The sequence below is a fragment of the Methylacidimicrobium sp. AP8 genome (genome assembly GCF_903064525.1).
Taxonomy (GTDB): domain Bacteria; phylum Verrucomicrobiota; class Verrucomicrobiia; order Methylacidiphilales; family Methylacidiphilaceae; genus Methylacidimicrobium.
The window spans coordinates 1325359-1349652 of sequence record NZ_LR797830.1; the positions used below are offsets into that span (position 1 = coordinate 1325359).

General features: G+C 62.5%; 20 protein-coding genes, 1 tRNA gene and 1 CRISPR repeat array. Of the genes, 5 read left to right on the forward strand and 16 right to left on the reverse strand.

Annotated features, from left to right (window positions below; all coding sequences use genetic code 11):
• Position 1: 1 nt before the first annotated feature.
• The gene (locus MTHMO_RS06180; RefSeq protein WP_202214007.1) at positions 2–1033 is read right to left on the reverse strand and encodes a methyltransferase; all 1032 of its coding nucleotides are present in this window, start codon (positions 1031–1033) and stop codon (positions 2–4) included.
• A gap of 218 nt (positions 1034–1251) precedes the next feature.
• Between MTHMO_RS06180 and MTHMO_RS06185 the strand changes: the two genes are divergently transcribed.
• A tRNA-Gly gene (locus tag MTHMO_RS06185) sits at positions 1252–1324 on the forward strand.
• Positions 1325–2050: 726 nt separating this feature from the next.
• Here MTHMO_RS06185 and MTHMO_RS06190 read toward each other — a convergent pair.
• The 9 genes from MTHMO_RS06190 to cas1 all read right to left on the reverse strand — a co-directional run bounded on the left by MTHMO_RS06190 (position 2051) and on the right by cas1 (position 10249).
• Positions 2051–3577 (reverse strand): hypothetical protein, encoded by a 1527-nt coding sequence (locus MTHMO_RS06190; protein ID WP_202214008.1) that lies wholly within the window; start codon positions 3575–3577, stop codon positions 2051–2053.
• A gap of 4 nt (positions 3578–3581) precedes the next feature.
• Positions 3582–4685 carry an SMI1/KNR4 family protein gene (locus MTHMO_RS06195; RefSeq protein ID WP_202214009.1) on the reverse strand — a complete coding sequence of 368 codons (1104 nt, stop codon included), beginning with the start codon at positions 4683–4685 and terminating at the stop codon, positions 3582–3584.
• A gap of 82 nt (positions 4686–4767) precedes the next feature.
• Positions 4768–4923: a hypothetical protein gene (locus MTHMO_RS06200; RefSeq protein WP_202214010.1), complete on the reverse strand. Its 156-nt coding sequence runs from the start codon at positions 4921–4923 to the stop codon at positions 4768–4770.
• On the reverse strand, positions 4893–5195 hold the full coding sequence (locus MTHMO_RS11245; protein WP_202214011.1) for a hypothetical protein: 303 nt from the start codon (positions 5193–5195) through the stop codon (positions 4893–4895). The genes MTHMO_RS06200 and MTHMO_RS11245 overlap by 31 nt, the downstream gene beginning before the upstream one ends.
• A gap of 44 nt (positions 5196–5239) precedes the next feature.
• Positions 5240–5689: a transposase gene (locus tag MTHMO_RS10940; RefSeq protein ID WP_237394919.1), complete on the reverse strand. Its 450-nt coding sequence runs from the start codon at positions 5687–5689 to the stop codon at positions 5240–5242.
• Positions 5611–6324: an IS1634 family transposase gene (locus tag MTHMO_RS10945; protein ID WP_237394801.1), complete on the reverse strand. Its 714-nt coding sequence runs from the start codon at positions 6322–6324 to the stop codon at positions 5611–5613. The genes MTHMO_RS10940 and MTHMO_RS10945 overlap by 79 nt, the downstream gene beginning before the upstream one ends.
• A gap of 7 nt (positions 6325–6331) precedes the next feature.
• Positions 6332–6850, reverse strand: a complete 519-nt coding sequence (locus tag MTHMO_RS10950; protein WP_237394802.1) for a hypothetical protein — start codon at positions 6848–6850, stop codon at positions 6332–6334.
• A gap of 181 nt (positions 6851–7031) precedes the next feature.
• Positions 7032–7954: a CRISPR direct-repeat array (repeat unit 36 nt; unit sequence GCTTCAATGAGGCCGAGGCGCGAACGCCTCGGATAC).
• A gap of 268 nt (positions 7955–8222) precedes the next feature.
• Positions 8223–8516 carry a CRISPR-associated endonuclease Cas2 gene (cas2, locus tag MTHMO_RS06215; protein WP_202214012.1) on the reverse strand — a complete coding sequence of 98 codons (294 nt, stop codon included), beginning with the start codon at positions 8514–8516 and terminating at the stop codon, positions 8223–8225.
• A gap of 8 nt (positions 8517–8524) precedes the next feature.
• Positions 8525–10249 carry a CRISPR-associated endonuclease Cas1 gene (cas1, locus tag MTHMO_RS06220; RefSeq protein WP_202214013.1) on the reverse strand — a complete coding sequence of 575 codons (1725 nt, stop codon included), beginning with the start codon at positions 10247–10249 and terminating at the stop codon, positions 8525–8527.
• Between the two features lie 40 nt (positions 10250–10289).
• Between cas1 and MTHMO_RS06225 the strand changes: the two genes are divergently transcribed.
• A complete protein-coding gene (locus MTHMO_RS06225; RefSeq protein WP_202214014.1) occupies positions 10290–10451 on the forward strand; it encodes a hypothetical protein in 162 nt (53 codons plus the stop codon).
• A 710-nt stretch (positions 10452–11161) separates the two neighbouring features.
• Here MTHMO_RS06225 and MTHMO_RS06230 read toward each other — a convergent pair.
• The 6 genes from MTHMO_RS06230 to cmr1 form a co-directional block, all read right to left on the reverse strand.
• Positions 11162–12064, reverse strand: a complete 903-nt coding sequence (locus tag MTHMO_RS06230; protein WP_202214015.1) for a hypothetical protein — start codon at positions 12062–12064, stop codon at positions 11162–11164.
• A gap of 2 nt (positions 12065–12066) precedes the next feature.
• Positions 12067–12411: a hypothetical protein gene (locus tag MTHMO_RS06235; RefSeq protein ID WP_202214016.1), complete on the reverse strand. Its 345-nt coding sequence runs from the start codon at positions 12409–12411 to the stop codon at positions 12067–12069.
• A complete protein-coding gene (cmr4, locus tag MTHMO_RS06240; RefSeq protein ID WP_202214017.1) occupies positions 12411–13409 on the reverse strand; it encodes a type III-B CRISPR module RAMP protein Cmr4 in 999 nt (332 codons plus the stop codon). Before cmr4 ends, MTHMO_RS06235 begins: the two co-directional genes overlap by 1 nt.
• Positions 13406–16453: a CRISPR-associated protein Csx11 gene (locus MTHMO_RS06245; protein ID WP_202214018.1), complete on the reverse strand. Its 3048-nt coding sequence runs from the start codon at positions 16451–16453 to the stop codon at positions 13406–13408. The genes cmr4 and MTHMO_RS06245 overlap by 4 nt, the downstream gene beginning before the upstream one ends.
• Positions 16450–17205: an RAMP superfamily CRISPR-associated protein gene (locus MTHMO_RS06250; protein WP_202214019.1), complete on the reverse strand. Its 756-nt coding sequence runs from the start codon at positions 17203–17205 to the stop codon at positions 16450–16452. Before MTHMO_RS06250 ends, MTHMO_RS06245 begins: the two co-directional genes overlap by 4 nt.
• 146 nt (positions 17206–17351) lie before the next feature.
• The gene (gene cmr1 / locus MTHMO_RS06255) at positions 17352–18293 is read right to left on the reverse strand and encodes a type III-B CRISPR module RAMP protein Cmr1 (RefSeq protein ID WP_202214020.1); all 942 of its coding nucleotides are present in this window, start codon (positions 18291–18293) and stop codon (positions 17352–17354) included.
• Between the two features lie 253 nt (positions 18294–18546).
• Here cmr1 and cas7u point away from each other — a divergent pair, with 253 nt between their 5' ends.
• Genes cas7u through cas3u form a run of 3 tightly spaced genes read left to right on the forward strand, consistent with a single transcriptional unit; the run spans position 18547 to position 24285 of the window.
• On the forward strand, positions 18547–19794 hold the full coding sequence (cas7u, locus tag MTHMO_RS06260) for a type I-U CRISPR-associated RAMP protein Csb1/Cas7u (protein ID WP_202214021.1): 1248 nt from the start codon (positions 18547–18549) through the stop codon (positions 19792–19794).
• Entirely contained in the window at positions 19772–21328 is a 1557-nt protein-coding gene (gene csb2 / locus MTHMO_RS06265; RefSeq protein ID WP_202214022.1) for a type I-U CRISPR-associated protein Csb2, read from the forward strand. Before cas7u ends, csb2 begins: the two co-directional genes overlap by 23 nt.
• The gene (cas3u, locus tag MTHMO_RS06270; RefSeq protein WP_202214023.1) at positions 21325–24285 is read left to right on the forward strand and encodes a type I-U CRISPR-associated helicase/endonuclease Cas3; all 2961 of its coding nucleotides are present in this window, start codon (positions 21325–21327) and stop codon (positions 24283–24285) included. Before csb2 ends, cas3u begins: the two co-directional genes overlap by 4 nt.
• Positions 24286–24294 lie beyond the last annotated feature (9 nt).

Here is a 24294-nt window from a genome sequence, read left to right on the forward strand (position 1 = left end):
CCTACTTTTTCCCACGGGAGGCGACGAGCAGTGGGGAGTGGGAGCCGATCTCGAAGGATTCCACCACGGGAAAATCCGCTTCGGCCAGCCACTCGCCATACTCCTCGGCCGAAAAGATCCCTCCTTCCTCCGTGTTGAGAACCATCCGCAACCCGAAGAGCACCGGGTCGAGCGGCCCCGTCCTCTCGCGGTTGGGGAGGAACTCGGCGATCGCAATTCGTCCTGCCGGCCGGAGCGCCTCGGCGACCCGGCCGAGGAGCCTGCGCGACTTCGCCTCCCCCTCGCTATGGAGAATGTTGGCCAGGATCGCCAGATCGTACTCGGATTCGGGCAGCGAAACCTCCTGGATGTTGCCGGGCAGATATTCGTAGCGGTCGGCCATCCCGTGACGCTCGACGTAGCGGCGCGTATGCGCGAGCACGCCGGGGAAGTCGACGGCGGTCACCCGGGCCTCCGGATCGGCGTGCCCCACGGCCAGGCTCCAGACCGCCGATCCGCAGCCGATATCGAGAACCCGCAATCCCCGATGAGACGCACCGGCTCCCAGCGCATGCGCGGCCGCGATCGCCGGTCCCCGGTTGACGACGTGGAGGAAGCGGATCAGCAGCGGGAAAAACTCTTCGGCCCGCTTTTGCCGTTCCACCGCCTCGACCCCCTCCGCAGGCCCTCCGTTCCGAACCGCCTCGGCCAGGCGGTCCCACTCCTGATCCAAAACGGAGCCCTGGACCAGATCGCCGAGATAGTCGGGGCTTCCCGGCACCAGCAGCGCTTCGGCGATCGGCAGGAGCCGGTACGAGGCCTTTTCCTTTCCGAGGAGCTGGAGGGCCGTCAGGCCGTCCAGGAGAGCCCGTGTTCCCCGCACGCTGATTCCGAGGGAGCCGGCGACCTGCTCGGCGGTCCCGGGCTCCTTTGCGAGCCGGGAGAAGACGCCGAGGTCTACCGCAGCCCGGACGATACGGGAACCTCGAACGCTATCGGTGCAGAACAAAAAGGGCGAGAGATCGAAATCGAGCGCAAACTTCCGAACATCCATCGGTTTTTCCATCTTGTTTTCTCCTTTGCATTTCCCGGAGGACCGGGGGAAGCGCCGTGCTTATCCATCAACTGATTGATGAAATTACAAGAGCGCCCGCCGCGTCACAAGCGGCTGCTGGTCCGGAGGAAACGCCGCAGCGCAGCGGATCGCAAACTTCCCCGCTTTTTTTGATCTTGCCTCCGCTCGGCGCGCGTATCAGAGTACATGGTCGTCTTGCGGGTGTAACTCAGTCGGTAGAGTGCAACCTTGCCAAGGTTGATGTCGCGGGTTCGAGTCCCGTCACCCGCTCACCCCCTCAAAAGGAGAGCGCCTTTGTCCGGCCGGAGGAGCCGACCTGGATGGGATCCTCTGCGTTCAGGACGACCGGATCGTGAGCAACGATAACACGGTCCACCGGGGGCGGAAGAAGCTCCGGATCTTGCCCCAAAGCTGGCGCATCGGCTTGGCCAAATGCCGCGTCCGGGTCTGTGAGCCTCTCGACGGAAACCTCAGCGTCCGGGATGGCCACCGGATCGTCGGCTGGCACGACTCGGAGGGCAAGCCAGCCGCTGGAACTACACCAAACCAAGGCGGCTTAAAAGAAGAGCAGAACTTTGCCCCTGCCCCGGGGCCAGGGCAAGAACCGCAAAGGAAAGAACAATCCAATATCCCAAGCGGTCAGATTACTTGCTACCGAAGCGGTCAGTTTGACATGCCTTCAACAAGGAAAAAGGACAGGCGCGTGCAAAAAAGTTATGCACTGTGTGGCACTATTTTTTTGCGAAAGTTCGTTCGACAACCCTGGAGCCATCGTCAAAAGGGTCGCTTTTCCCCAAACATGGGACGGTTCACGGGCCGGCGGCGTCATTCCGAAATTCCCAGGAAGCAGCCTCTCCACGAAGGGGGGAGGGTGCGAAAGGCGGGAGTTCCGAAGACGCCGGTTATCCGCAGCTCCGCGAACGATTCTGTTCTGCCCCAGAACAATGTCCAGCCATCCTCGCCGCCGCATGAACCCCAAAACAAAAGACCCTGCTCCTACCTCTCCGGTCCTCGCGAAGGAGGAGGCCGCCGCGGGCCCGAAACATACCCCCAGCCGGCCCGGCAAGGGCGGCCTGGCTCCTTCTCGGGCTCCTCCGGCCTCTCCGGCCGAAGCGCGCCCTTGTGCCGTTTCTCCTCCCTGGCGGGGTAGGGGAAGCGGCAGAGCTCCTCCCCCCGCTCCCGGCCTCTCCCCTCCGCCGCGGCCGAGGAGATCCCTCCGTGGGGATCGCCCCCGGGGACGGCCTCCTTGGCCGGGGAGCGATTCCGCCGCCAGTCCTCGATCCGCGCCGCCTGCTGCTCGGCGAGAGCGGAGGCGGCCAACGCTCCCGCCATCCCCCAGGGTCCCGCTCCGGAAAGCACCAGATTCGCCGCGCCGCCGACCGCCCGCCAAGCCGCCTGCCGGAGCCGATCGGCCGCTTCCGGGGCGTCCCCCGTACGGAGGCTCCGCCACGCCCGGTAGGCGTCATAGCCAGCCTCGGCGAAGCCCGCGAGGGCTCCCATCACCGGCAGCCGCTTGAGCACCATCCCCACCCCGGGGGTCCGTAGGAAAACCCTCGCGGCGGGAGCGAGCGCGTTGGCGGCCGCGCCCGCCGCCTCCACCCCATCCCGGGCCGCTTCGGGTACTTTCCCGTTCCGCAGCTCCTCGCCCGCTTGGCCCGCCTCCGCATACGCCGAAGCGGCCGAAGAAAGGCTCGCGGCTTTCCCGAAGGCACTCCCCATCACCCGCCCCATCGTGGGAACATCCTCGATGACGGGCAGGCCCCGGGGCCCGAGCGGCTCCCGGGGATTCTCCCGGGCCCGCCTCCAAAGCTCCTTCCGGCGGTTTGCTTCCGCCTGCTTTTCGGTCAGGATCTCTTGCTTTGCGGCGGGATCGCCCGCCTGGGCCAGCGCCTCGGCATACGACTTGCGGAACTGTTGCTCAAGCACCGCGGAACGTCCGGGGTTCTTGATCGCAATCGCCTCCTTCGCCATCCCCAGCGCGGCCAGCTCGGCCTTCTTTTCCCCCAAAGCCTCAAGCTCTCCATAGAGCGGGATCGCCTCCCTTCCGGCCTTAGCCACCGGAAGGCGGACATCCTGGCCGCGTTCGATCCAATCGCTGAGCCGATCGTAAAAGGCGTCATCAAAAGCATGGTGCGCCGCCTTCGGCAAGAGCATCAGGTTGGAAGGGGCGTTGATCTCCTCGAGCGTTTTGCCCCCGGAAAAGGCCAAGGGAATCCTGTGGTGGAAGGCATGATCCCTTCCGGTCAGGTCTTTTGCCAATTTGCTAAGGTCCCTTAGCGCTCCGCCATCCCGCGCCGCCTTTTCCACCCAGGAGCGGAGCTGGGGATGGAGCTCGGCCAACCCCTCCTTGTGGGTTTCGAGAAACTCCCGCCAGAATTCCGGAGGCTGGTGGGCCTTTTTGAATTTCTCAAACTTTTTTCGCCACCCTTTCCTTTCTTTCGGATGCTGCCTTTGCAGCGTCTCCCACGTAAAGCCCGCCTCGAACTGATCCCGGAGCCTCCGGAGCTCTTCCCGCTCGATCATATGGCTACTCCTCCTCTCCCGCCCCGTCCTCGGAGGAAGGGAGCGGAACATCGTCGAAGAGATCCTTCACGAAAGAGTCGAAGTCGGGCGCGCTGACGGTCGCCATCCCCAGGTCGGCGTCGCTCGAGTCTAGCTCATGAAAGGTGGCGCTCGGCAGGTGGCAGACGTAGTAGATGCCCTCGGAGGCACCCCCGAAGCAGAAGAGCTCGTCTCGATAGGCGCGCGCTTCCTCTTCGTCAAAAAAATGAGACCGCCGAAAGCGTTCGATGTATGCAAAGAGATAGTCCTTTTCCCACTCGGGAATCCCGGCGTCCTCGATCGGAGCAAACACCAGATCGACATTGACGTTGAATCCGTTGATCCGGCGGAGGAAGTCCCGGTAGAACGGGGGAAGGGGATAGCCGTAGTCCCGCTCGCAGCGCCAGTCGGCTGCGGCGAGCGCCTCGGGGCGGGCCGGTGCCGGAGGCCAATCTGGTTCGTAACTGGACAACACGGCCTGAAGGAAGGGGAAGGTCCGGGGATCGAAGCGGGCGGGAGCCCGGGAGCGGAGCCGGCCCAGCCGCTTGACCAGCTCGACCGTAAGCCAGTCGTGGCGGAGGTGGGCCGCGTCGCCCTCCCGGGTTCGGAGCACGCCCCGGAGCAAGGCCCCCAGGTCGGGAAAGCTCGATAGGCTCTCCCGGGTATCCTTCCAGGGAAAGAGCGGGGACATCAGGTGAAAGGTCCCGGCTCGGGTATCGTAGACCAGCGGCTGAAAGTGAAACTCGCCGAAGACAAAGAGGTGGGAGCCGATGCGATAGGGCTCCTGCCGCCGTTTCCGGAAGCGGTGGTTTTGGAAAAAAAGGTTCTCTATATTGAGGAGTTCTTTCTTCCCCTCCTCTGGAACGGCATAAAAGGCGCCATAGCCAAACGAAAACCCGTTGGAAAGGGAGAGCAGCTCCCGGCAGAAGCCGGGAAGCGGAAAGCCGAGCTCCCGCTCGCACCAGGCTTCGGCCTTGGCGAGGGCCTCGGCGCTGATGGGTGGCGGGTAAACCTCCGGGTTGTTCCGGTATCCGGCGAAATCGAGCGCCTTTTCGATATGCTCGAGGAGCTCCGGGGTGAGTTCCTTCATGGGGTTGCCCTCCGCGGGAATGCCGCCGCACGATCTTACCGGCGCCGGAGCCGAAAGCAAGCCGCGCCCCTAGGATCGATGGCTACTCCTCCTCTCCCGCCCCGTCCTCGGAGGAAGGGAGCGGAACATTGCTGAAGAGATCCTTCACGAAAGAGTCGAAGTCGGGCGCGCTGACGGTCGCCATCCCCAGGTCGGCGTCGCTCGAGTCTAGTGTCCTGTATTGTAATTGGAATAACATACGGTCAGCAGGGCTTCCCATGCGCGGTAGATCTTTTCTAAGGTCTTCTGCGCATCCGCATGCCAGCGATAAGGCCGAGGATTCCCATTGCGTTCGCCGATCCAGCGGGTGATGTCTGCCACGAGAGCGGGAACGCTGCGAAAGCTTCCGCGAACGATGACTTGGCTGGTTAATTCGGCGAAGAAACGTTCGACCATGTTCAGCCAGGATGAGGATGTCGGCCCATGTTTGGGGGAAGGTCTTGTAAGTCGTTGCGAGACAGTACCCGTCATTTCCAATTGGCACTACAGGGGCTATTTTTGCCCTTTGCGGTCGGCTACGGCTCCCGGGCAGAGATGCGTAAGGCGGAGAGGATTTGCCGGGCCTGATGATTCCCGGCGGTGACCCCGCGACGTTTTTCGCTTCCGAAGGAGAAGTCCACCAGATGGATGGTTCGGAGGGCAACCCAAGCTTGCTCGCTGGAGAAGGGTAGATTGGCCGCCTTGAGCTTCTTCTCCAGGAGCCGGTCGAGCAGGAAGGCTAAGGCGGCGACGAAGACGTGCGCCCGCACCCGTTGGGGATTGTGGTGGTAGATCGGAAGAAGCTCGAGCACGTCCTTGAGCTTCCGGAAGGCTCTTTCCACCTCGGAGAGCTCCTTGTAGGCCCGGACCGCCTCAAGCGGGGAGAGATCCTTTTCCTCGGTGAGGATCACGTACTCCCCTCCAGAAGCTTTTCGGTCTCCACCGGCTCTTCGGACACTTGGAGCTTGCCTGCCCGCAGACTCCAGCGGAAGTAGCGGTGGCCGCGATGGAGAGAGAGGATTCGGGCGACGGAGCTGCCGATCTCTTCCCGATTCCGAAGCTCTCCTTTTTCGATACGCTTGGCGAGTTTGCCCAACTCTTCCCGGGTCTTCGTGACATCCCTCTCCCGCATGGCCTGCTCGTAGGCCAGCCGCTCGGCGCTTTCGACCACGAAGATCCGCTGCCCGGGAAGCGCTCCCTCGACTTCGCAGACCCGATCCTTTTCCTCCGGAGAGCAGGGCTGCCAGGAACCGCTCTGGGCCTTGCGGACATACTCCAAGACCTCCGGGCTCCTTCGTCGGCGTAAGCCGAACAAAAACCCATGCCCCTGGCTCCACAGGAAGCCCAAGTTGGCCGTGCTCACCATCCCCCGGTCCCCGACGAAGACGATCCGACGCAACCCGAAGCGTTTCTCCAAATCGGCGACGATCGGCAGAACTGTTTCCGAATCGTGCCGATTGCCCCGGAAGACATGGTGGGCAATCGGCCAGCCATTGGCCATGACGACCCCCAAGAGGATCTGCCGGTTTCCCTCCCGCTGATCCCGGCTGTAGCCGTATTGAGCCAAACCCTCGGGGCCTTCCCCTTCGAAATAGGAGGAAGTCAAATCATAGAAGACCATCTCGGGCTTAAGAGAAAAGAGATCCCGCAGCCGGGCAAAGAGCCCTTCCTAGGGTCCGCTCCTTCCGCCCTATGAGCTCGTCAAGGGTCCGGTACCACGGCCAAAGGAAGCGGTGGTCGACCCGAACTCGGCCATTCTGCTTCCAGACCGGCCGGATCCGCTCTCCTCTCCCGTCGGGAACGTAGTCGGTCTCCAGCCACTGGGCCAAGGCGTGTTCGCTCCCCGGGGACAAGAGCCGGTTGACCACAAGGACGAACGCCCGTTCCGCAAGGGACAGTCCTTTGCCTTTCCCCCTCTTCTCCTCCAAGAGCTCTTCCATACCCAGCTCCTTCCAGAGATGTCTGGCGACAAGCGTTGGACCCCAAACTGTGGATTCCTGAGGCTCAAGCGCTCTCCGAGAAGCCGGCGCGCTCCGCCCGAGCAACTCCGCGAGCCGATCCAAGTGGGGTGCCAAGAGATCCTTGCGGCCAAGAGTCGCGACAATCCGCTGCTTGACCTTTCCCTTTTCCCGGTAGCTTTCCACCAAGCGGACATACTCCGCCTCGCTCCCGTCCTTCCGACGCAACCGCAGGGTGCGCAGAAACAGGAAATAGCATTACCGGTCGTCACCGTGAATCGCAAGCACAAAAGGCCACTTTCATGCGGACTACATTTTTGCAAAATTTCCTTCCCCAACCCTGGAGCCGTCGTCAAAAAGGCCGCTTTTCACCAAACATGGGCCGAGGCGCGAACGCCTCGGATACGTGGTCGTAGAGCGGACTCAGAAACAGCCTGCGTTTGGCTGCGCTTCAATGAGGCCGAGGCGCGAACGCCTCGGATACATCGCCAGGACCTGGGCCGAAATCGGCCAGCTAACGCTTCAATGAGGCCGAGGCGCGAACGCCTCGGATACACGAAGGACGACTCCACAAAAAAGGACACCCTAAAGGCGGCTTCAATGAGGCCGAGGCGCGAACGCCTCGGATACCATCGAGTTCTTGAACCTCGCTTCGCTCCTGGAGAGCTTCAATGAGGCCGAGGCGCGAACGCCTCGGATACCCGGACGGGATGTGAAATCCCGGTCCCGGACTCCAGTAAGCTTCAATGAGGCCGAGGCGCGAACGCCTCGGATACCGGGAGAAGCGTCGTGGTCGATACTACTATCATCTCGCGCTTCAATGAGGCCGAGGCGCGAACGCCTCGGATACCCGCCGACATACAGTGAGATGAAACTCGCCAAAATCCCGCTTCAATGAGGCCGAGGCGCGAACGCCTCGGATACCCCCCCTCCGGCTGATAGCGTTTCTATCGCTACAATGAGCTTCAATGAGGCCGAGGCGCGAACGCCTCGGATACGTTCAGCGACAAGAAGCGTTGCACTCCTGGATGCGCGGGCTTCAATGAGGCCGAGGCGCGAACGCCTCGGATACAGGCTGGCCGACCTGCAATCACGTATAGAGTGGTGGGGCTTCAATGAGGCCGAGGCGCGAACGCCTCGGATACCTGGGGAGAAAGTGGTAGGCCACTTCGCGCCGGGCGATAGCTTCAATGAGGCCGAGGCGCGAACGCCTCGGATACCGGTCGCATATTTCCCGTCCTGGTCGCCCCCGAAATAGCTTCAATGAGGCCGAGGCGCGAACGCCTCGGATACAGCCGCTATGTAAGTCCTTGGTCACCAAAGTCCAGTTTTTGCATTTTCGAGCGGTCTCCTAGAGCTGTCGCCAAAACGCACCAATGTCTCTGCCCCGCGGTACCTGCGATGTCAAAGAACACCACGACTCCAACGACTTGCAGCATTTCGAGCGGGTCCGGGGGTTTGCGCGTCACCGAACCGCTCGAAAGCAGCCGGCGGAAACCGCGCAATCCCTCCGGGAACCACCCACCCTTGTCGGAGTCCCGGGCCAGCTTCGAAAGCCGACTTAAATGATAGTGGCGCGCCGTTCGACTTTCGAGAACGTTTTTCCGATGCTCTCGATGGCAAGCTCGATTTTCTCCGCCGGCCCGACATCAATCAGAAGGACGTGATCTTCGCCGTTCTTGACCAGTTGGCGCAGTCGCGTCTCGAGCTCGGCGCGGCGCCGCTGCGACAGACGGCATTGGAAAACGGAGAGCTGGATCCATTCTCCGTACCCGTGCACGGCTTTGAACACCTGCCGCCAGCGCTTCGGATTGGAGATGTCGTAGGTGACGATGAAGAGGCGTTCGTCGGCCATCGGAGCCTTTATCGGGGTAAATAGTGAGGATAGGCCGGCAGTTCTCCCAGGAGAAATCGGGAGAGCAGCCGTGCCTGAATCAGGAGCATGCGGCGCATGCTCCCCGGATAACCGAAGACCGGATGCGTGGTTTTTTGAGAAAGACGGCGCTCGAAGGCCTCGACAAAGCGACGGCGTCCCGCTTGCGTCAGCGCAGTCCCGGTAATCCCCACGACGAAATCCTTCGGCCCGACCTCGCCGGTGTTTACCGCCGAGAGCACGACCGAATCGGCAAGGATCGGACGAAACGGTTCGATGAGGTCGAGGGCCAGCGCCGGACGGCCGTACCGGGGCGAATGGTAGAAGCCCCGATAGGGATCGAGGCCGACCGATGCCAATGCGATCGTCAAATGCCTGGTGAGCATCGCATAGGCGAGCGAGAGCATGGCGTTGACCGGATCGGTCGGCGGCCGCCGGTTCCGGGCCTCGAAATGGAACGGCCGCATTCCGGAGACGCCTCCCCCCTCGGGCGGTTGCAACAAACCGGAAAAGGCTCGGAAATAAATGGCGGCCGCGTCTCCTTCGACTCCGAGGAGCTGCGCCTTTGTTGACGCCCGCTCCGCCGATTGGCGTGCGGCTCCTAAGCGATCGAGCGCTACCTGCCGTTCCTCCGGAAGCCCCCGCCAATTCCGGCGGAGGATCGTTCTCTGATTCATGACCTTTGCGGCGACCAGCTGCTTGGCGAAGCGGAGGCAGGCGGCCTCGTCAAAGCTCATCCGGTATTGCGCCGTGCGGACCTCCACATTCCGGTGGCCGATGCCGTGGGCGATGCCGCGAAACCAGCCGCCGTGGCTGTGAAACGTGACCGGGATGTCGCGTTCGAGCAGGGCAGAGAGCGCCGGGGTCGTGATCGAAACGTTGCCGAAGAGCGCCACATCCGAAATGTCGATCAAGCGCACCTGCGTTTCCCCTTTCCCCTCATCGGTAATCTTGAGGGTTTCGCCTTCCTTGGCGATGCGGGCGTGCTGGGATTGGACGATCAGCGGCAGCGCCTCATCGGGCGGGACGGCGATCGTTCGCGGGGCGAGCGAGGAGCCGCAGAGCGAGTGAACCTCGTCCGGCAAGCATACCGTCACAAGCGCGCAGCGCGGACATTTCGGGCTGTCCCGGAGGGGTGGGGGGATCCGCCCCTGACCAACGGTTAGCCGGAGCTCGCTGACCGCGGCTCGCGTTGCGGCGCGCAAGGCTTCATCGAAGAGGACCCGTACCCGTTCGCGGCTTTCGGCATAATAGATTGCACCTTCCTCTACTCGGTAGCCGTGCTCCTCGAGGAGCAGCCCTTGGAGGCAGAGTTGAATCCGTTCGGGCTCATAAGCTCCCTGGGGAACATGGGGCCGCTTGCCGCGCTTGTAATCGATGGGGGTCACGACCCCATCCTGGGCCTCCGCCACGTCGAGCTTGGCGATCACTCCCAGGGCCACCGAGGAGAGGGTCAGGGAACGGGTGCGGACCTCTTCTCCGGTTTCCACCGCCTCCGGCGCGGGAAGCGGAGCGGCCGGCGTGTCGGTGCGCACGTGGATGCGGCTTCCCTCAACCGTCTCGGCCGTTTCCACCCACTCGCCTTGCGTCCACATGAGGTAGGCAAGCCGGGGGCAGTAGACGAACTCGTTCACCATCCGCGCCGGAATGAGCGGGGTGTCGCCGCCGAGCGGCGGGGCCGGCAGAGGGAGCTCGAGTTGGTCATCGGTCGACATGCCCATCCTCGTTGGTGGCCGCGAAGAGGCCGCTGCCCATATGGTTACCGCAACCGAGGAGGAGAGGGCCTTCCACGGCAACGGCGAACGCGAGGCGGAGCCGCGCACGGAGGCCGCCGCGGGGACCGATGTGGTGGTGGCCGCTGCGATTCCCGATCTCTCTCACAGCCATCGGATGATCCTCCGCCATAAGCGCTTCTAACTCAAGGAGAAACACTGCGCTGGGTCGCTTGCTGCCGTGACACCCATCCCATTGGCGCAGTCGTTCCGAAGCCCAAAATAGGAGGACAACTTCAGCTGTCGCCGGGCGATCCGTTCCCTATGTCACTCGACATGGATTGCTTGGCGCCTTGTTTGCCTGCCGAGTGAAGCAAGGGCGGTGTCTGTGAACACCTTCCCAAGCTCCTGCGCCGCCATCCATCGGATACGCTACGGCCTTCCGCCCGGTCCAAGGGAACCGATCGATCGTCTTTTTGACCCGGTCTTCTCGGAAGCGGAGGCCGCCTCTGAAAAAACCGAAAACTCCGCCTTCTCCCGCTTGTTTCGCTGGCACCGGCCTGGACCGCCATCTCTCCAGCACCGGAAAAAAGTGTAATCCTTGCTCATCTCTGCGCTGCGCTGGCGCTCCGGGGTATATTCCTAATGGCCAGCAACGAGGGGTGCACTACCGACGAGGTGTATCCGATCTCGCCCGAGCCACTGGCAATGGCAGTCCGAAGGGAATGCCCGGGTGCAGGGCGCCCCGCGAGCCTCTCCTCCTTCCGCTGGATGCCGGTTGTGCCTGTACCCATGGAGGATATGATCTGATGGTGCAAGCCGGATTTCGTGCCCCGGAGTTCCCTTGGTGGTGGAGTCGGTTCTCTTTGGTCGAATTGGAAAGGTTCCCTTCCCCGCCCAGTTCCCGGCAAGGACCTACGAAGGATCGGCACGTTTCTCGGCTCTCGCCATCCGAAGCATCCCAGTCGGCTGCAGGTTCCACGCGGGTATGTCCGCATCACCGGTCCATCGTGAGCCGGGCATCCAGACAGGACCGCTGATCCGGGGATCACACTGTCCTTTAGCCATGTCCCATCCCCCGATGGCTTCCTGGTTGCCAGAGAGATCGGCTTCCGTGTCGTGCGCATGTGCCGGCAGGTACTCGGCGACAACACGAGGCTCATCCTGATCTAGCTCCACCTCCATCCCGAAAAATGTCGCGGCTGGCTCCATGGACTCCCGCTCCAGTCGTCCAAGCCCGTAGCGGGTGTCCCCACCGACAAACAACCTTGCTATCGGGCGGATGCGTTCCTCCGGGCCCGATTCCTTGAAAAGGATATAGCCGGCCATCGCGACCGGCTCGACCGGCGCGGTCTGCGAATCGTCGCCTTGTCGCCAGAAAGGCTGGACGCACTCCGTCTCACGCAAGGACCCTTCCCGTGCGGAATCGCTGTCAGGGACGATGGCAGTACCGGATCGCGCCCAAAGGAGACGACGACGGAAGCGTCTGTCCGAAATGCGATGGGCGTCATTATCCTCGCGAACCCAGCAGAGGCCCTCCCCCTCCCGATATTGCGGAAGCCAGGCGCACCAGCCGCCGTGGATGACCTCTGCTGGATATAGGTAAGAGAGGCGCGTATGGTCCCGAATCATCTCCCCAATCCCAGCGTAATCCGGGTCGCCGGATGCTTCCTGGCGCGCCAACTCGGCGGTGAGAGCGCCCCAAAGCGGCCGGGCTGGCACATAGAGCCGACACCGATTCAGGGCGCCAGATGGCGTCGAGCCGACAAAAAGTGGACTCGCCACGCGCCAGACCCACCGGCATAGGTTCCAACTCATTCCTAGCTTCTGGCGTTACTTCGTGCTTTGGCCTGATAGCGGCCGTAAACGAGCGCTTGGCGCAAGAGGTCACGGGCCAGCAGAAGCCGATCGATGTCCTTGGCAAGACCTCGGACGCCGGATAAGGGGTCGGCCGGGTCGATTGCGCTGCCGACTTGAGCCTTCAAGAACGACGAGCAGCTCTCGATGAGGGCCTTCCGATCGTCCTTCTGTTGGAGGTAAAGGAAGAACGCGTAGAGGCCCTGCTCTTCGAGAACGGAGAGAGCATCGGTGAGTATCTTGTCGTTAGCCTGCTGCGAAAGCTTCGAGCCGAGTCTCGCACACTCCATGTCCAGATTGATCGCCATCACTTTTCCTCCGGCGATGCGCTCCGGGCGTTCGGCTTCTCGGACTTGAGCACGCGAAGGCGTCCCATGCCCCGGGTACCCATGCCGCCGATTCCCAGCGCCTCCATGTAGGGGAATCCCTCCTCTACGACCTTGTAAACGCCATCAGGACTGTCGACTTTGGCAATGTTTTCCCCATTGATCTTGAAGTGATGGGGACTCTTGCAGGTGACCTCCCAGAAAAGCACCGTGCCGCGGGGCAAGGCCTCGTAGGTAAAAAGCGCTCCTTCCTCGGCCGCGCCCGTCGCCGGATCGATCGCGACCGATGTACGCACTTCAAGGTTGCTGTTGACGACGTGGGGAAAAAGCTTGTCGGAGACGAGGCCGAGACGCTCCAGGATATAGGGGGGAACGCCCATCGCTTGCAACTTCTCTTTTACGGTCTCCATCTGGCCGTGTTCGACGACCGGGAGCAGGAGCCATCCCAAGTTCAACTTGTCCGCCGCGGCAGCGCGGTTAACGGCATCCTCACGGACATCCATCACATTCTGGAGGCCCGCCAGCCATCGGAGCGCGAGCGGCGCGGTAATCCAGACCGGTCCTTCGCAAGTCGCGACCGGAAAGAGCAGCACATGCGCATCGCTAAACGCGGCCAGCCCCGCGAACCCGCCGCGTTCCCCGCGCGCGAAGCCGAAGACCGTGCAAACGGGGCAGGTGAATTGGCCACAGTGCCCCCCGGAACCATCCGGGCGGGGTTGACCTTGACCCGCGCAGTCCGGGAAGTAGGGTTTCTCTCGGCTATCGATCCGCCGATTGCCCTCCGTGGCTTGCTTACGCATGGCGACATAGCTGCGCAGCACGCCCGCCAAGCTTGAGCCGGGGATCTTCGGCACCTTTGTAACGGGATCGCGGACGATGGCGTTGTCGACACGTCCCAGCCGCGTTCCGCCGGTGCCCACATGGATCGGATCGACCGCCAGGGCGGCCGTAGGGTATGTCTGAAAGCTCGGGTTCGTCATCGCCTTACCTCCACTGACTCTTTAAGCGCTCTCAGATGCCAATCAAGAGTGAGCTCCAAAATTCCGGAGGCGGCCGCATCCACGAGCGTTTCCAAAACGGCCCCCTCCACTTCTAGGCATTGCGCGAGGACCGGACGGGCGAGTTCCACCCATGCGCGGCGGGTTTCTGCGGGATCGGCAGCCGGTCCGTCCCAATCCTCCCTTACCTCCACCAGGATGCTCCAGGCTCTCCGCAACGCGGTGATGCTCGGGGCTTCCCGCCGGAGGAGGGACCAGATACTGCGCAGCCGTTTCCAGTCCGAGAGATAACGCGGGCGGACAGGCTCGAACCGGCCGGCTGTGCTCTCGAGGAAGAGGAGCGCGAACCGGGCGGGCGCAATCTGAATCCGATCTCCCAAGGCCAGGTCCGCCACATGGCGGTAGACGATTCCTTTGGGCGTCGCGAAATCGCGCGGCTGCCGCAGCTTGCCGTCGGCAACCTCCAGGTAAGGATAGAAGACATCCGCCCGTCCATCGGGCAGACAAGCCGGAACGACCGCCAGTTCTTGCTCGCCGTCCGGTCGAGCGAGGCTTAGTGCGGTCATCCCGCCGCGGGAGACTGTCTCGACGACCCGCCACGCTTCTTTCTTCTCCTGAATCGGCGCATGCACCGCATCCTCGACATTGCGCGCCGCCTCGACCACCGCCTGGAATGGAGTCCTGCGCGCAAAGGCCACCGCGCTCACGCGCAGCGGCATCCGGCCCCAGACGCGCGAGAACTCCTGCTCCCACTTCTCCACGGCGGCCTCGATGCAGGCATTGACCGCGCTCAGCGGCAAAAGGATGCGAAAGCGCTCGGGGTCTTGTTCCAGGACGAGGATGGGGGCATAGGACCCCAGTCCGGGGGCGGTCTTTGCCGAAGCGATTTGGAGCGTTCGCGCTTTTCCGTCATCCCCGGCCACCTCGATCGGTTGGTCGATGAGGAGATCCTCGCTCTCCTCTTGCCCAAGCAGGCGGGAGAGGTTGCAGATCGTCACGAAATCCCTCCTCGCCGAACGGTAAAGGACCTCAAACGGAGCGCCGCGAAAGGACCCGAGATAGGTTTGCCGGTCTTCCCATCCCGCTTGATCCGGATCATTGACATTGACGGTGAGCGCCAAACGTCGGGTGCGCCATCGATTGGGAGCCGCCGAGGCGATCTCCCGGAAGCGGGGCAAGAGCTGATCGAAGAATCTCTGGGTGGTCCGCCAAAAGCGGTAGATTCGCCCCGGGGAAGCGTTCTTCCGGAAGAGCTGGTGGGCCAGCCAGTGGGCCCGGTCTTTTTCGGTGAGAGAATCCCATGACGGTGCGTCGGATCGGTCCTCGACAATCTTTTGAAAGAAGGCCTGGATGTCGTCTTCCCACGAAAACCCCTCATTGAGGGAGGCCAAAAGGGGATTGTCCAGCTTACCCGACCGTTTTCCGCTGCGAACCGTGACTGGATTTCTTACGAAGCGCTCGATTTCCTCGACGATCGAATCGTGAGGCCGGTGGATATCGACGGGATTATCGGTTCCATTGAGGGTCGGGTTGTGCCGCCGCCACTCCCTAACGTTTTGCGTGCGCAAGCAATCGATTTGCGAACCATCGAGCCACGGGCCGAGGTCGAAGCTTAACGTAAGCAGGGCGAGCCGGTCGTTTTCGTCCGCTACTTCGGAAATCCAGATCGTCTCGTTGCCGGAAGCGAGCCAAGAGTCGAGCCGTCCCTTGCGGCGCTCGCTGCACACCCGACATGCGCGCTGCTTGGAGAGGTTCGCATGCCTCTCCTCCGGCCCACCGTTGAACCGAACTTGGCAAACCGGGCAGACGTGCCCCTGGCCTTCGTCTGTCTGCGGGATCGACCATGAGCGGTGCATGGGAACGGCGAGCGTCTGCCGAGCCCCTCGCAGCTCTGCGGTCATAGGGATAAGGGACCGAGTGGATGTGGAGAGGCGGCAGAGCGGGGGCGTTTCGAAGCTACGGTCTTTTGCGAGCTCATCGATCTCCTTTTCGAGCTCCTGGCGCAAGGTCTCGGCACTCGAATCATCGAGGCTGCCCCTCGGGGCTGCGCTGTCGACCTCATCGAAGCGCAGGCCGGGAAAGGTGAAGACCAAGAGTTGGTTGTCCCGGAAGACCAGCGAGCCGATGGCGAGGTCAACCTCGATGAGGCGCCGGATATCCTCAAAGAAGGCCTCGATCTGCCGCCGAGCCCCGGCCCAGTCTCCGATCCGCACGGCGCGAGCCTCGTAATGGTCCGTGCCGAAGCCTACGGTGAGCACGCGCCAGCGGGTCTGGGACTTTAGCGATTCCCAGCTCGGGTTTTGCGAGAGCAGGCTCCCCGCGACGGCCGACTTGAACAGCGCGGCGGCGACATAGGACTGGTCCCAGAGCGTGACGTCGTTGTTGGGTAGCCTGGTCTCGGCGAGCGTGGCCATGAAGGCCTGACGCAACCAGCCTTCCGGCCCGATCGCCTCCTGCCGCCAGCGCCACCAAGGTTCTAGATCCGATGGAGGAGAGTCGCCGAGTTCTGACAAACCGTCCAGCAGCGCGCCTATCCGCGCAGTTAGCCCTGCCCATCCATTTTGCGTGAGAACTTCCGGAGGATCGGAAAGCAGGTTGCGGATCGGGTGACCGAAGGGCGAGGCAAGCCACATATGCGTGGCGTCCTGGCCGAGATACTTGGAGGGCTGCGTAGGCAAGTTCTTCTCGACCCCGGAGGCCATTGCATGCCCGGCTTGAAGGAATCCGACGAGGGTGTTCTTGGAATCTCGGTTATCGTATTCCTGAAGGAACTCGAGAAATGTGCTCGGCCACCGCTGAGTGGTGAATCGGGAACGGAGCCAGCCAAGGCGCGTGCTCCAGTCCGGGTCAAGACTCTGATGCCAATTCTTTTCGTCATAAAGCACGCCCGTCGAGCCATGTCGGCGCAAAAAGTCGGGGTGCGCCTTGCCGGTCATGTGCAGCCAGCCGATGGCCTCGCAGGCAAGAAGCAGCGGGCGGTGTTCCCGGAGCTTCCCAAGGCACTCTTGACCGGCTAAGCTGGTCATTGTTTCCCCTTCCCCTCGCCGAGAAGCTTCGCAAGCAAGGTTTTTGCCTCTGCGAGAGTTTTCGCCTCCTTCCAACCAGAGCCCTTTGTGCACAGTTTCCGGGCTTGGATCCCCGCGACTCCCCAGCCCGCCGTCCGCTTGGCCGAGAACCCGTATCGGGTCAGCAGCTTTTCGAGCGCCGGGAGGAGACGATCAAGGACTTCGGTGGGCACCACGCCCTGGCGCCGGGCTTGGCCCGGCATCGGCGCATAAAGCAGAGAGAGTGTCCCGGAGGTAGAAGCCGGCACGACCTCGTAGAGGATGGGCTGGGTGCCTGCTCGCCGCGCTCGATCATGGGGATTGATGACCTCGAAGCCGATTTTGTTGAACCAGGTCGGAAAGCAGTGGAGAGCTCCTCGTGAGAAGATTTCATCCTCTTCCTTCCCGTTGCCAAAGAGATGGAGGATCCAGCTTGGCTCCTTCCAGCCATCGAGCCCGCCCTCATGCTCGGCTAGATGCTCGAGCAGGCCATCTTCCATCCGGCAGGCCCAGCGCAGTAGGCCCTTCCAGCTTGCCGCCGACATGAAAGGGAGATCGAAGACTCGATCCTTCCGCACCGGATTGTCGCGCACATGAAAGGGACGGTCGTCCTTGGAATACCAGGGCGTCCGGAGTTTGAAGACGACCTCAATCGCCAGCCAGCCGGCAAGGAGCGGCTTGGGCCGTTCGCTGTGATCGAGCAGATCCGGCAAATTGAGGTCCAGCTTTTCCACTTGCCTCTGGTAATGCCTTCGAGCTCTGTTGCGGTCGCAGGTGGACCAGGAGAGGAATGCCTCGCCGAATCGGCTGACTAGATCCGCCGCGGCTGAAGCGGATCGCTTGGCGCTTTTTTCTGCTAAATGGGCGTGAAGGTCAAACATCAGGAAGCGGCTCCGCTGAGAAGCTCCTTTAGGATCGCCTTGCCTTCTTTTACCTCGTGGTCCGCGAGATCACTCCATGCGCACTTCAACTTGGTTTTCATCGTATCAAAGGTGACATCCTTGCCGTTCACAAAACCGAAGGTTCGTGCCGGATCCTTGAAGCTGAACACCTTCTTGCTTTCGGCGTCCACTTTGTGGGCTCGATCCGGTCGGCGTCCGGCGATCCACGAATCGTTCCCGCTGCTTTGTCGCTTCGGCTGAGGGCGTCCGATCAGATGGTTAAACGAGCTGAAGCTTTCGTTCTGTCGGGCCAAGTACTTTCCGTTCACGCACCAGAAGTTCGCAAGCGAGGCCCAGGCAAAGCCGGCTTGGTTGACTCTCCGCCAGCACGGACGGGCGGCATAGTCCTCGAGCATTTGAACGGAAAAGGATTGGATGTCGGAGGGGCGGCGCTCGATTTGGATCAGGCCGTAGTCCTTATGGTGTGGCTCGTTCTGCCGGTTCTGCTCGTCGGAAGGCTTCAGGACGGTCTTGCCCCCAATCGCCCCGTAGTCGGCGATCAAGCGGAGTGTTAGGTCGAGCAGCGCCCATTCTTTCGGCTGAATCGGCCGGAGCGGCATGAAGGAGAAGCGGAAGGAATTGTCCTTTTTGATCTGCTGGGGCATGTCATGCTGGTCCAGCACGTCGAAGCGAAACTTCCGCGCCCAGCCGGTGCAGCCGAAGAATTCACAGGTGGGGCACCGCCGGCCCGAATCATCCGGACAGGAGCCGGGACCCGAAGGGTCGCACACCATCCCGCCGAGGCCGCGGACCACCACTTCGAACCACCAGCGGATCGAGCCCAGCAGCCCGGTAGTCACCAGACGATCGGGTTTCCCGCGGCAATCGCCCGTCCATAGATCGGAGCGAGCCTTGAGCTCGTAAATGACGGAAGAACGCATCCTTGTCCTCAGTCGCGATATTCCCGTTGGTTCTCCGGCGATGCTACGCTATTATCCCGATTCTGGCAAACGCCTTGTGCGCATAGAGAATAGCCTCATCGACCTCGGGAAGGGCCTCGGGAGGCGGAAAGGGGAGGCGGCAGCGTGACGTTAGCTAAAGGGGGAAGCGGCGACCAAGGATCGGCCCCAGGAGAAAAGTTCGAAAGCCGTAGGCACCAGGCGCGCACCGGGATCGGGCCTGGAGGAAAAAAACATGGATATCACTGAAGTTAGCCGCATGGTCGCCGAAGACGCCGCCTTGCGGCGCAGGCAGAAGCTCCAGCCGATGGGCGGCAAGGGCGACAAGATCTTCCCGCCGACCTATCCGGGAGAAGGGCGCAACGCTCCACCCCGGCATGTCTATGAGCTCCGCCGCCTGAATGGCCAGGATGTCTGGTGCGTCCTTATTGACAGCGTGCAATCCCAAGCAAACCGGCTGGAGGAGTGCCTGCTCCAAGCGATCCGGGACGGCCTGCCGATTCCGTACGTGGTTGTGGATTTCAGCGAAGCCAAGCTCGACGGCATCACCCGGATCACCTCGCTCGACGCCCCGCATCGCGTTTATGACGCCATTCTGCGCGACAGCCTTCTGAATGGCGAGCCATTCATGAACAGCGACACGGGGAAACGCCTCGCCAAGGCCAAGGCGGAGGACGCCTCGGCACTTCTGGAAGTCTCGCCTACCGCTCTCCTGTTCGGCGCCTGGCATTCGACCGGAGAAGGCGGCGGGCTCGGCGCTAAGTTTGCGCGTTGCCTCGTCTCGGAAATTGTGGGCATCGGTGTGCCGGTGGAAGAGGTCGTGAACCAGGGAAGCGGCGAGAAAAGCATCCGAACGGCGGGCCGCCGCACCGGCAGCCGGATCGATCCCTTGGGTGTGCTGAGAAAAATCGATGTGTTCAAGGGCGCGAATGGTTGGAGTACGACCCAGGCCGACGCCGGCCGGGGAGCGAAGAAAGTCCGGCCGTCCGAAATCAATCATGGCAACATCGCCCCTTCGATCCAGCCCCTTGGCGTGACCTGCGATTATGCGGAGCAGAGCTTCGTGTTGAGCTTTGCCTCACTGCGTCGGCTGCACTTCGGCGGAAGCAAAAAAGACGCAGCGGGACGCGGCTTGCTTGCTGCGCTCGGGCTTGTCGCGCTTGCCGAACAGGACGCACGCGGCTATGCGCTGCGGTCCCGATGCGATCTCGTCTGCGACGGCCGGGCGCCGTTGGAGCTGGTGCGTCCGGACGGTAGAACAGAGGAGATCTCGATCGACCGCGAGACGGCCCGCACGCTCTATCGAGAGGCTTTTAAGACAGCGCAAGAGGCCGGCTTCCACTTGTCGGCCACTCCACTTCGCCTCACACCCCAGGGCAAGCTTGTGGAGATTGTCCGCAAAAGCCAGGAACTGGCCCTTGCGGGCGCAGGTGGTGAAGCCGAGGAAGGAGCAGCCACCGATGAGTCTGGTCCTAGAAATTGAGTATCTTTCCGGCGTCTGCTTCGCAGCGATCGGCCCTGACAGTCCGACGCCCGATTGGCCGCCGCAGCCCGATCGCATCTTTTCCGCTCTCGTCGCCACATGGGCTGCGCGGGGGCAGGACAAAGGGGAAGCGAAGGCGCTCGAATGGTTGGAGAAGCTCGACCCGCCGCACGTTCTTGCGTCTAGCGCTGAGCCACGCACGGCGCCGCCAGTGTACGTGCCTCCCAATGACTACGAAACGCCTGACGGTGAATTGAGCACCCTTATCTGGTACCGGGATTTCATATCGAAAGGCCTTCGACCACGGAAGGAACATCAAAAATCTTGGCGGCGGGCATGGAATGTCCTGCCGGACGAGAGAAAGCGCTCGGGACTTAAGGAAAGAAGTTTTCCCGCATCGCGTCCACACAAGCCCATTGTGCAACTATTCTGGGCAACGGCAGACCCGGAAGACGAAGTGATTGCTGCGTTGCAGCGGCTGGCGAGCGACACCGCCTATGTCGGCCATTCGGCAAGCCTCACGCGTTGCCGCTTTCTGCTCGACCCCGATGCGCCTGAGCCGAACGAAGCCAAGTTGCCGGAACGCCGTGTCTATGCCGGACGTTTTGCTGAACTCCGCCGGACCTTCGAGGAAGGGCGAAGACCGCTTCCCGGCGCGCGCGTTGTGTCCGTAATGGAGGCAAAGCCGCATCGTGCCAGTCTCTTCGGCAAACACTGGCTACTCCTCGAGCATGTCGCGGGCCGGATGCCGGACCTGCGGGCTTGCGCCTTCCTGGCCAAGACCGCGCGGGATGCGCTGCTTAGCGGCTATCAACGAATCGGCCTTGGAAAGGAAATCCCGGAAGTAATCAGCGGCCATGCCGCAGACGGGAATCCCACGCGCGCGCCGCATCTGGCCATCATTCCCTTGTCCTTCACGGGCTTTCCTTATGCGGATGGCCATGTGCTGGGCTTTGCGCTTGTCCCGCCGCGCGACAGCAGGATCCTGGAGGATGAGAGCTTTCGCAAGGTGCTAAGAACGCTTGCGCCGATGGATGAAACGCGCGGGCGGCGGGTCTTGACGCTCAGGACCAAAGAAGGGACGCCCTCCGGCCGGGCCTTTTCCATCGGCCTTTCTCCGACCTTCGAGCCGCCCGCAGGCAAACGCTCCCTCGACCCGGCGTGGTACACCCGCCCGTCGCAAAGCTTCGCCTCGGTCACGCCCATCGCCGCCGACCGGCATCTAAAGGAGGAAGGGGAGGCACGGCTGGAGGAACTCGCGGCGCAGATCGCCAGCGCCTGCCGCAACATCAATCTGCCCGAGCCGGAAGCGATCGTCACCGACAACCATTCGGCCATAGAGGGGGCGCCTCCGGCCTATCCATCGGGGAAATCGCCGGCCTGGATGCGATGGGGTCTGCCCCGATCGCTGGCCAGTCGTCCACTCACCCATGCGGTCATCCGCTTCGCTCAGCCCATCGAAGGTCCGGTGATTCTCGGAGCGGGACGTTTCCTGGGACTGGGGCTCTTCCGTCCTCTCGATCCGGAGGAATGATCGTGGCATCGCCGGACGATTTTGCGGCCTTCTTTGAAGAGGTTCACGGCTACCCGCCTTTCCCTTGGCAAACGCGCCTCCAGCGTCTGGTGGCCGAAAGCGGCCGATGGCCGAGGGTGCTCGATTTGCCGACCGGCTCGGGCAAGACGGCGGCGATCGATATCGCTATTTTTCATCTCTCGCTGGAAGCGGATCACGGGAAGGCGCGGCGTGCGCCTGTCCGCATCGCCTTCGTGGTGGACCGGAGGCTGGTGGTGGACGACGCCTTCCTACGCGCGCAGAAGCTGCAAAAAGCACTCGCCACTCCGCAAGGGCCCGTCACGGCGCGCGTGGCGCAGCGGCTGAAAAAGCTCTCCGGTGACGGCCCACCGTTGATCGCACGCCGCCTGCGCGGCGGCATTCCGCGTGAGGACGACTGGGCGCGTACACCCTCCCAACCAACGATACTCTGCTCGACCGTCGACCAGATCGGCTCACGCCTTCTGTTTCGCGGCTATGGTGTGTCCGATTCCATGAAGCCGGTTCATGCCGGGCTCATCGGGTCGGACTGTCTGATCCTGCTCGATGAGGCGCATCTGGCCGAGCCATTCCGGCAAACGTTGGAATGGGTGCACGAATATCGGGGGAAAAACTGGCGCCAGGCGGAATACGCTGCGCCCTGGGGGGTCGCACTTCTCACCGCGACGCCGAGAGAGAGACCTCAAGAGGTCTTTCAGCTTGAGGACGAGGACTGGGAACACCCGATTTTGGGGAAGCGCCTGAAGGTTTCCAAGCGTGCGCGTCTTGTGGAAGCGGCAAAGGGAACAGCAAAGGGGGAAGAAGCTGCTCGCCCCACAGGGAACGAGGCGGAAGAAGGCGACAGTGACCTTGGCCGCCGTATCGCGGCCATCCTCAAAGAAGTTCATGCTTCCATCGATCACTTCCGCGGCGCTCCTCCCCCCGCCATCGGCGTGGTGGTCAATCGCGTCGTCCGTGCGCGGGAGGTCTTTCGGCAATTGCGGGAAGAGATTGGCGCGGAAGAAGCGGATTGCCTCCTGTTGATCGGTCCGAGCCGTCCGGTGGATCGGGACAACGTTGCCGATCAGCTTGCGTCGATCCGGACCGGCGCCGAACGCACGCTCCAAAAGCCGCTCATTGTCGTTGCGACGCAATGCATCGAAGCGGGCGTGGATATTGATCTCGATGCGCTCATCACCGAAGCCGCTCCGTTGGACGCACTACGCCAGCGCTTCGGCCGTCTCAACCGTGCGGGAAGAGATATCCGGCCGTATGCCGTCATCGTTGCCGCGAAATCCGATCTTTCCGCGCGAACCGACGATCCGGTCTACGGCAAGGCGATCCGGCCGGCATGGGATTGCCTACAGGAGGCGGCGGCTGCGAACGGCAGCGATCCGAGGGTGGAGTTCGGTCTGCGCGATTTCGCTGTCTGCATGGAAAAGGACGCCCTTTCTAGGAAAGACGACGCGCCTATTCTCCTGCCCGCCCATCTTGACCTGTTGAGCCAGACATCGCCCATCCCGGCGGCCGATCCGGAGGTTGCCCTCTACCTCCATGGAACATCCCGCCAGCCGGACGCGATCACCATCCTTTGGCGCGGCGACATCGATCCGAAGAACCAGAACGACGAGCAGGTCCGCCGTCTTCTGCTGCTCGTCCCACCCCGCTCAGCCGAAGCGATTGCCTTGCCGCTCTGGGCGGTGCGCCGTTGGTTGGAGGAACGCGGGCAAGCCCTGGCCGATCTGGCCGACATTCCTACCGCCGGGCCGGAGGGAAGGGACGACGGCGCCCGAGGGGAAATGAGGAGAGCCTTTCGCTGGACAGGGGATACCGAACGTTCACGTTGGATTACGCCTCCTGAGCTTCGTCCAGGAGATACAATCGTCGTGCCCGCTTCTTATGGCGGTGTCGACCAGTTCGGCTGGAACCCCGCGTGCCAGGAACCTGCCACGGACGTTGGGCGAAAGGCCGCCGAACCTTTCTCCGGGCGCCGATTTGCGGTTCGCGTAGCGCCCGGTCTCCTGGAAGCATCCGTAACCGGGGATGCATTGGCCGACGCGTTGGCCGGTGCCGTCTCGGAGCAGTGGCAGGATTTGCGGGCCGCTCTCTTCGATCTCGATCTGCCGGAAAAAGTCCGGAGCGATCTCGAGGTGCTCGACAACGCCAATCGGAAGGAAAGCGTTGCTGCGTATCTCGACCTTTATGGAGAGGAGGATGGTCGCCCGCGTGGCGTGGTCTTTGTGGCGCCGTTCGGAATCCGAGGCTATCGGCAAGAAGAAGACGGCCGCCCCAACACGACTGAGGACGACACGACCGGTTCCCTTTTTGGTTTCCCCTTATCCCTTCGACAGCACAGCCAGGATGTCGAAAAGAAGGCCGAAGCTTTCGCCCAAGCCGCCGGCCTCCCAGGGGCACGTGTCGCGGACCTCAAACTCGCCGGCTTCCTCCATGACATCGGCAAGGTCGATCCTCGTTTTCAGGCATGGCTGAATTCTGGCGACCCCCTGGGGCCGGACCCCGAGGAACCGGAAGCCATCCTCGCCAAATCCGGTCGTCCCCTGCCGCGGGCGGCGCATGCCGCTTCGGGCCTACCGGAAGGATGGCGGCACGAAGCGTTTTCGGTACGGCTGTCTCGCTATATTGCGCGCTTCACGGAAGCCAAGGATCAAGATCTCAAACTCGTGCTCTGGCTTGTCGGCACCCACCATGGGCATGGAAGGCCTTTCTTCCCGCATTCGGACCCGGCCGACTCCCTGTCGCAACGCTTCCCCTCCGTGCTTGGCCTGCCTTCTCTATTGCCGCCCGGACCAGGACCCCAATCGCTTGCCTTCGACTGGCAGGGCCTCGACTGGCCGATGCTCTTCGCGCGGCTCAAAGCTCGCTATGGCACATGGGAACTCGCCAGGATGGAGGCCATCCTGCGGCTTGCCGATCATCGCGCATCCGAAGAAAGCGCCTAGGAGAAGTGC

Coding starts and splice junctions, on each gene's coding strand:
- MTHMO_RS06180 (WP_202214007.1), bottom strand. CDS start 1,033: ATGGATGTTCGGAAGTTTGCGCTCGATTTCGATCTCTCGCCCTTTTTG.
- MTHMO_RS06190 (WP_202214008.1), bottom strand. CDS start 3,577: ATGATCGAGCGGGAAGAGCTCCGGAGGCTCCGGGATCAGTTCGAGGCG.
- MTHMO_RS06195 (WP_202214009.1), bottom strand. CDS start 4,685: ATGAAGGAACTCACCCCGGAGCTCCTCGAGCATATCGAAAAGGCGCTC.
- MTHMO_RS06200 (WP_202214010.1), bottom strand. CDS start 4,923: ATGTTATTCCAATTACAATACAGGACACTAGACTCGAGCGACGCCGAC.
- MTHMO_RS11245 (WP_202214011.1), bottom strand. CDS start 5,195: ATGACGGGTACTGTCTCGCAACGACTTACAAGACCTTCCCCCAAACAT.
- MTHMO_RS10945 (WP_237394801.1), bottom strand. CDS start 6,324: ATGGTCTTCTATGATTTGACTTCCTCCTATTTCGAAGGGGAAGGCCCC.
- cas2 (WP_202214012.1), bottom strand. CDS start 8,516: ATGGCCGACGAACGCCTCTTCATCGTCACCTACGACATCTCCAATCCG.
- cas1 (WP_202214013.1), bottom strand. CDS start 10,249: ATGTCGACCGATGACCAACTCGAGCTCCCTCTGCCGGCCCCGCCGCTC.
- MTHMO_RS06225 (WP_202214014.1), top strand. CDS start 10,290: ATGGTTACCGCAACCGAGGAGGAGAGGGCCTTCCACGGCAACGGCGAA.
- MTHMO_RS06230 (WP_202214015.1), bottom strand. CDS start 12,064: ATGAGTTGGAACCTATGCCGGTGGGTCTGGCGCGTGGCGAGTCCACTT.
- MTHMO_RS06235 (WP_202214016.1), bottom strand. CDS start 12,411: ATGGCGATCAATCTGGACATGGAGTGTGCGAGACTCGGCTCGAAGCTT.
- cmr4 (WP_202214017.1), bottom strand. CDS start 13,409: ATGACGAACCCGAGCTTTCAGACATACCCTACGGCCGCCCTGGCGGTC.
- MTHMO_RS06245 (WP_202214018.1), bottom strand. CDS start 16,453: ATGACCAGCTTAGCCGGTCAAGAGTGCCTTGGGAAGCTCCGGGAACAC.
- cmr1 (WP_202214020.1), bottom strand. CDS start 18,293: ATGCGTTCTTCCGTCATTTACGAGCTCAAGGCTCGCTCCGATCTATGG.
- cas7u (WP_202214021.1), top strand. CDS start 18,547: ATGGATATCACTGAAGTTAGCCGCATGGTCGCCGAAGACGCCGCCTTG.
- csb2 (WP_202214022.1), top strand. CDS start 19,772: ATGAGTCTGGTCCTAGAAATTGAGTATCTTTCCGGCGTCTGCTTCGCA.
- cas3u (WP_202214023.1), top strand. CDS start 21,325: ATGATCGTGGCATCGCCGGACGATTTTGCGGCCTTCTTTGAAGAGGTT.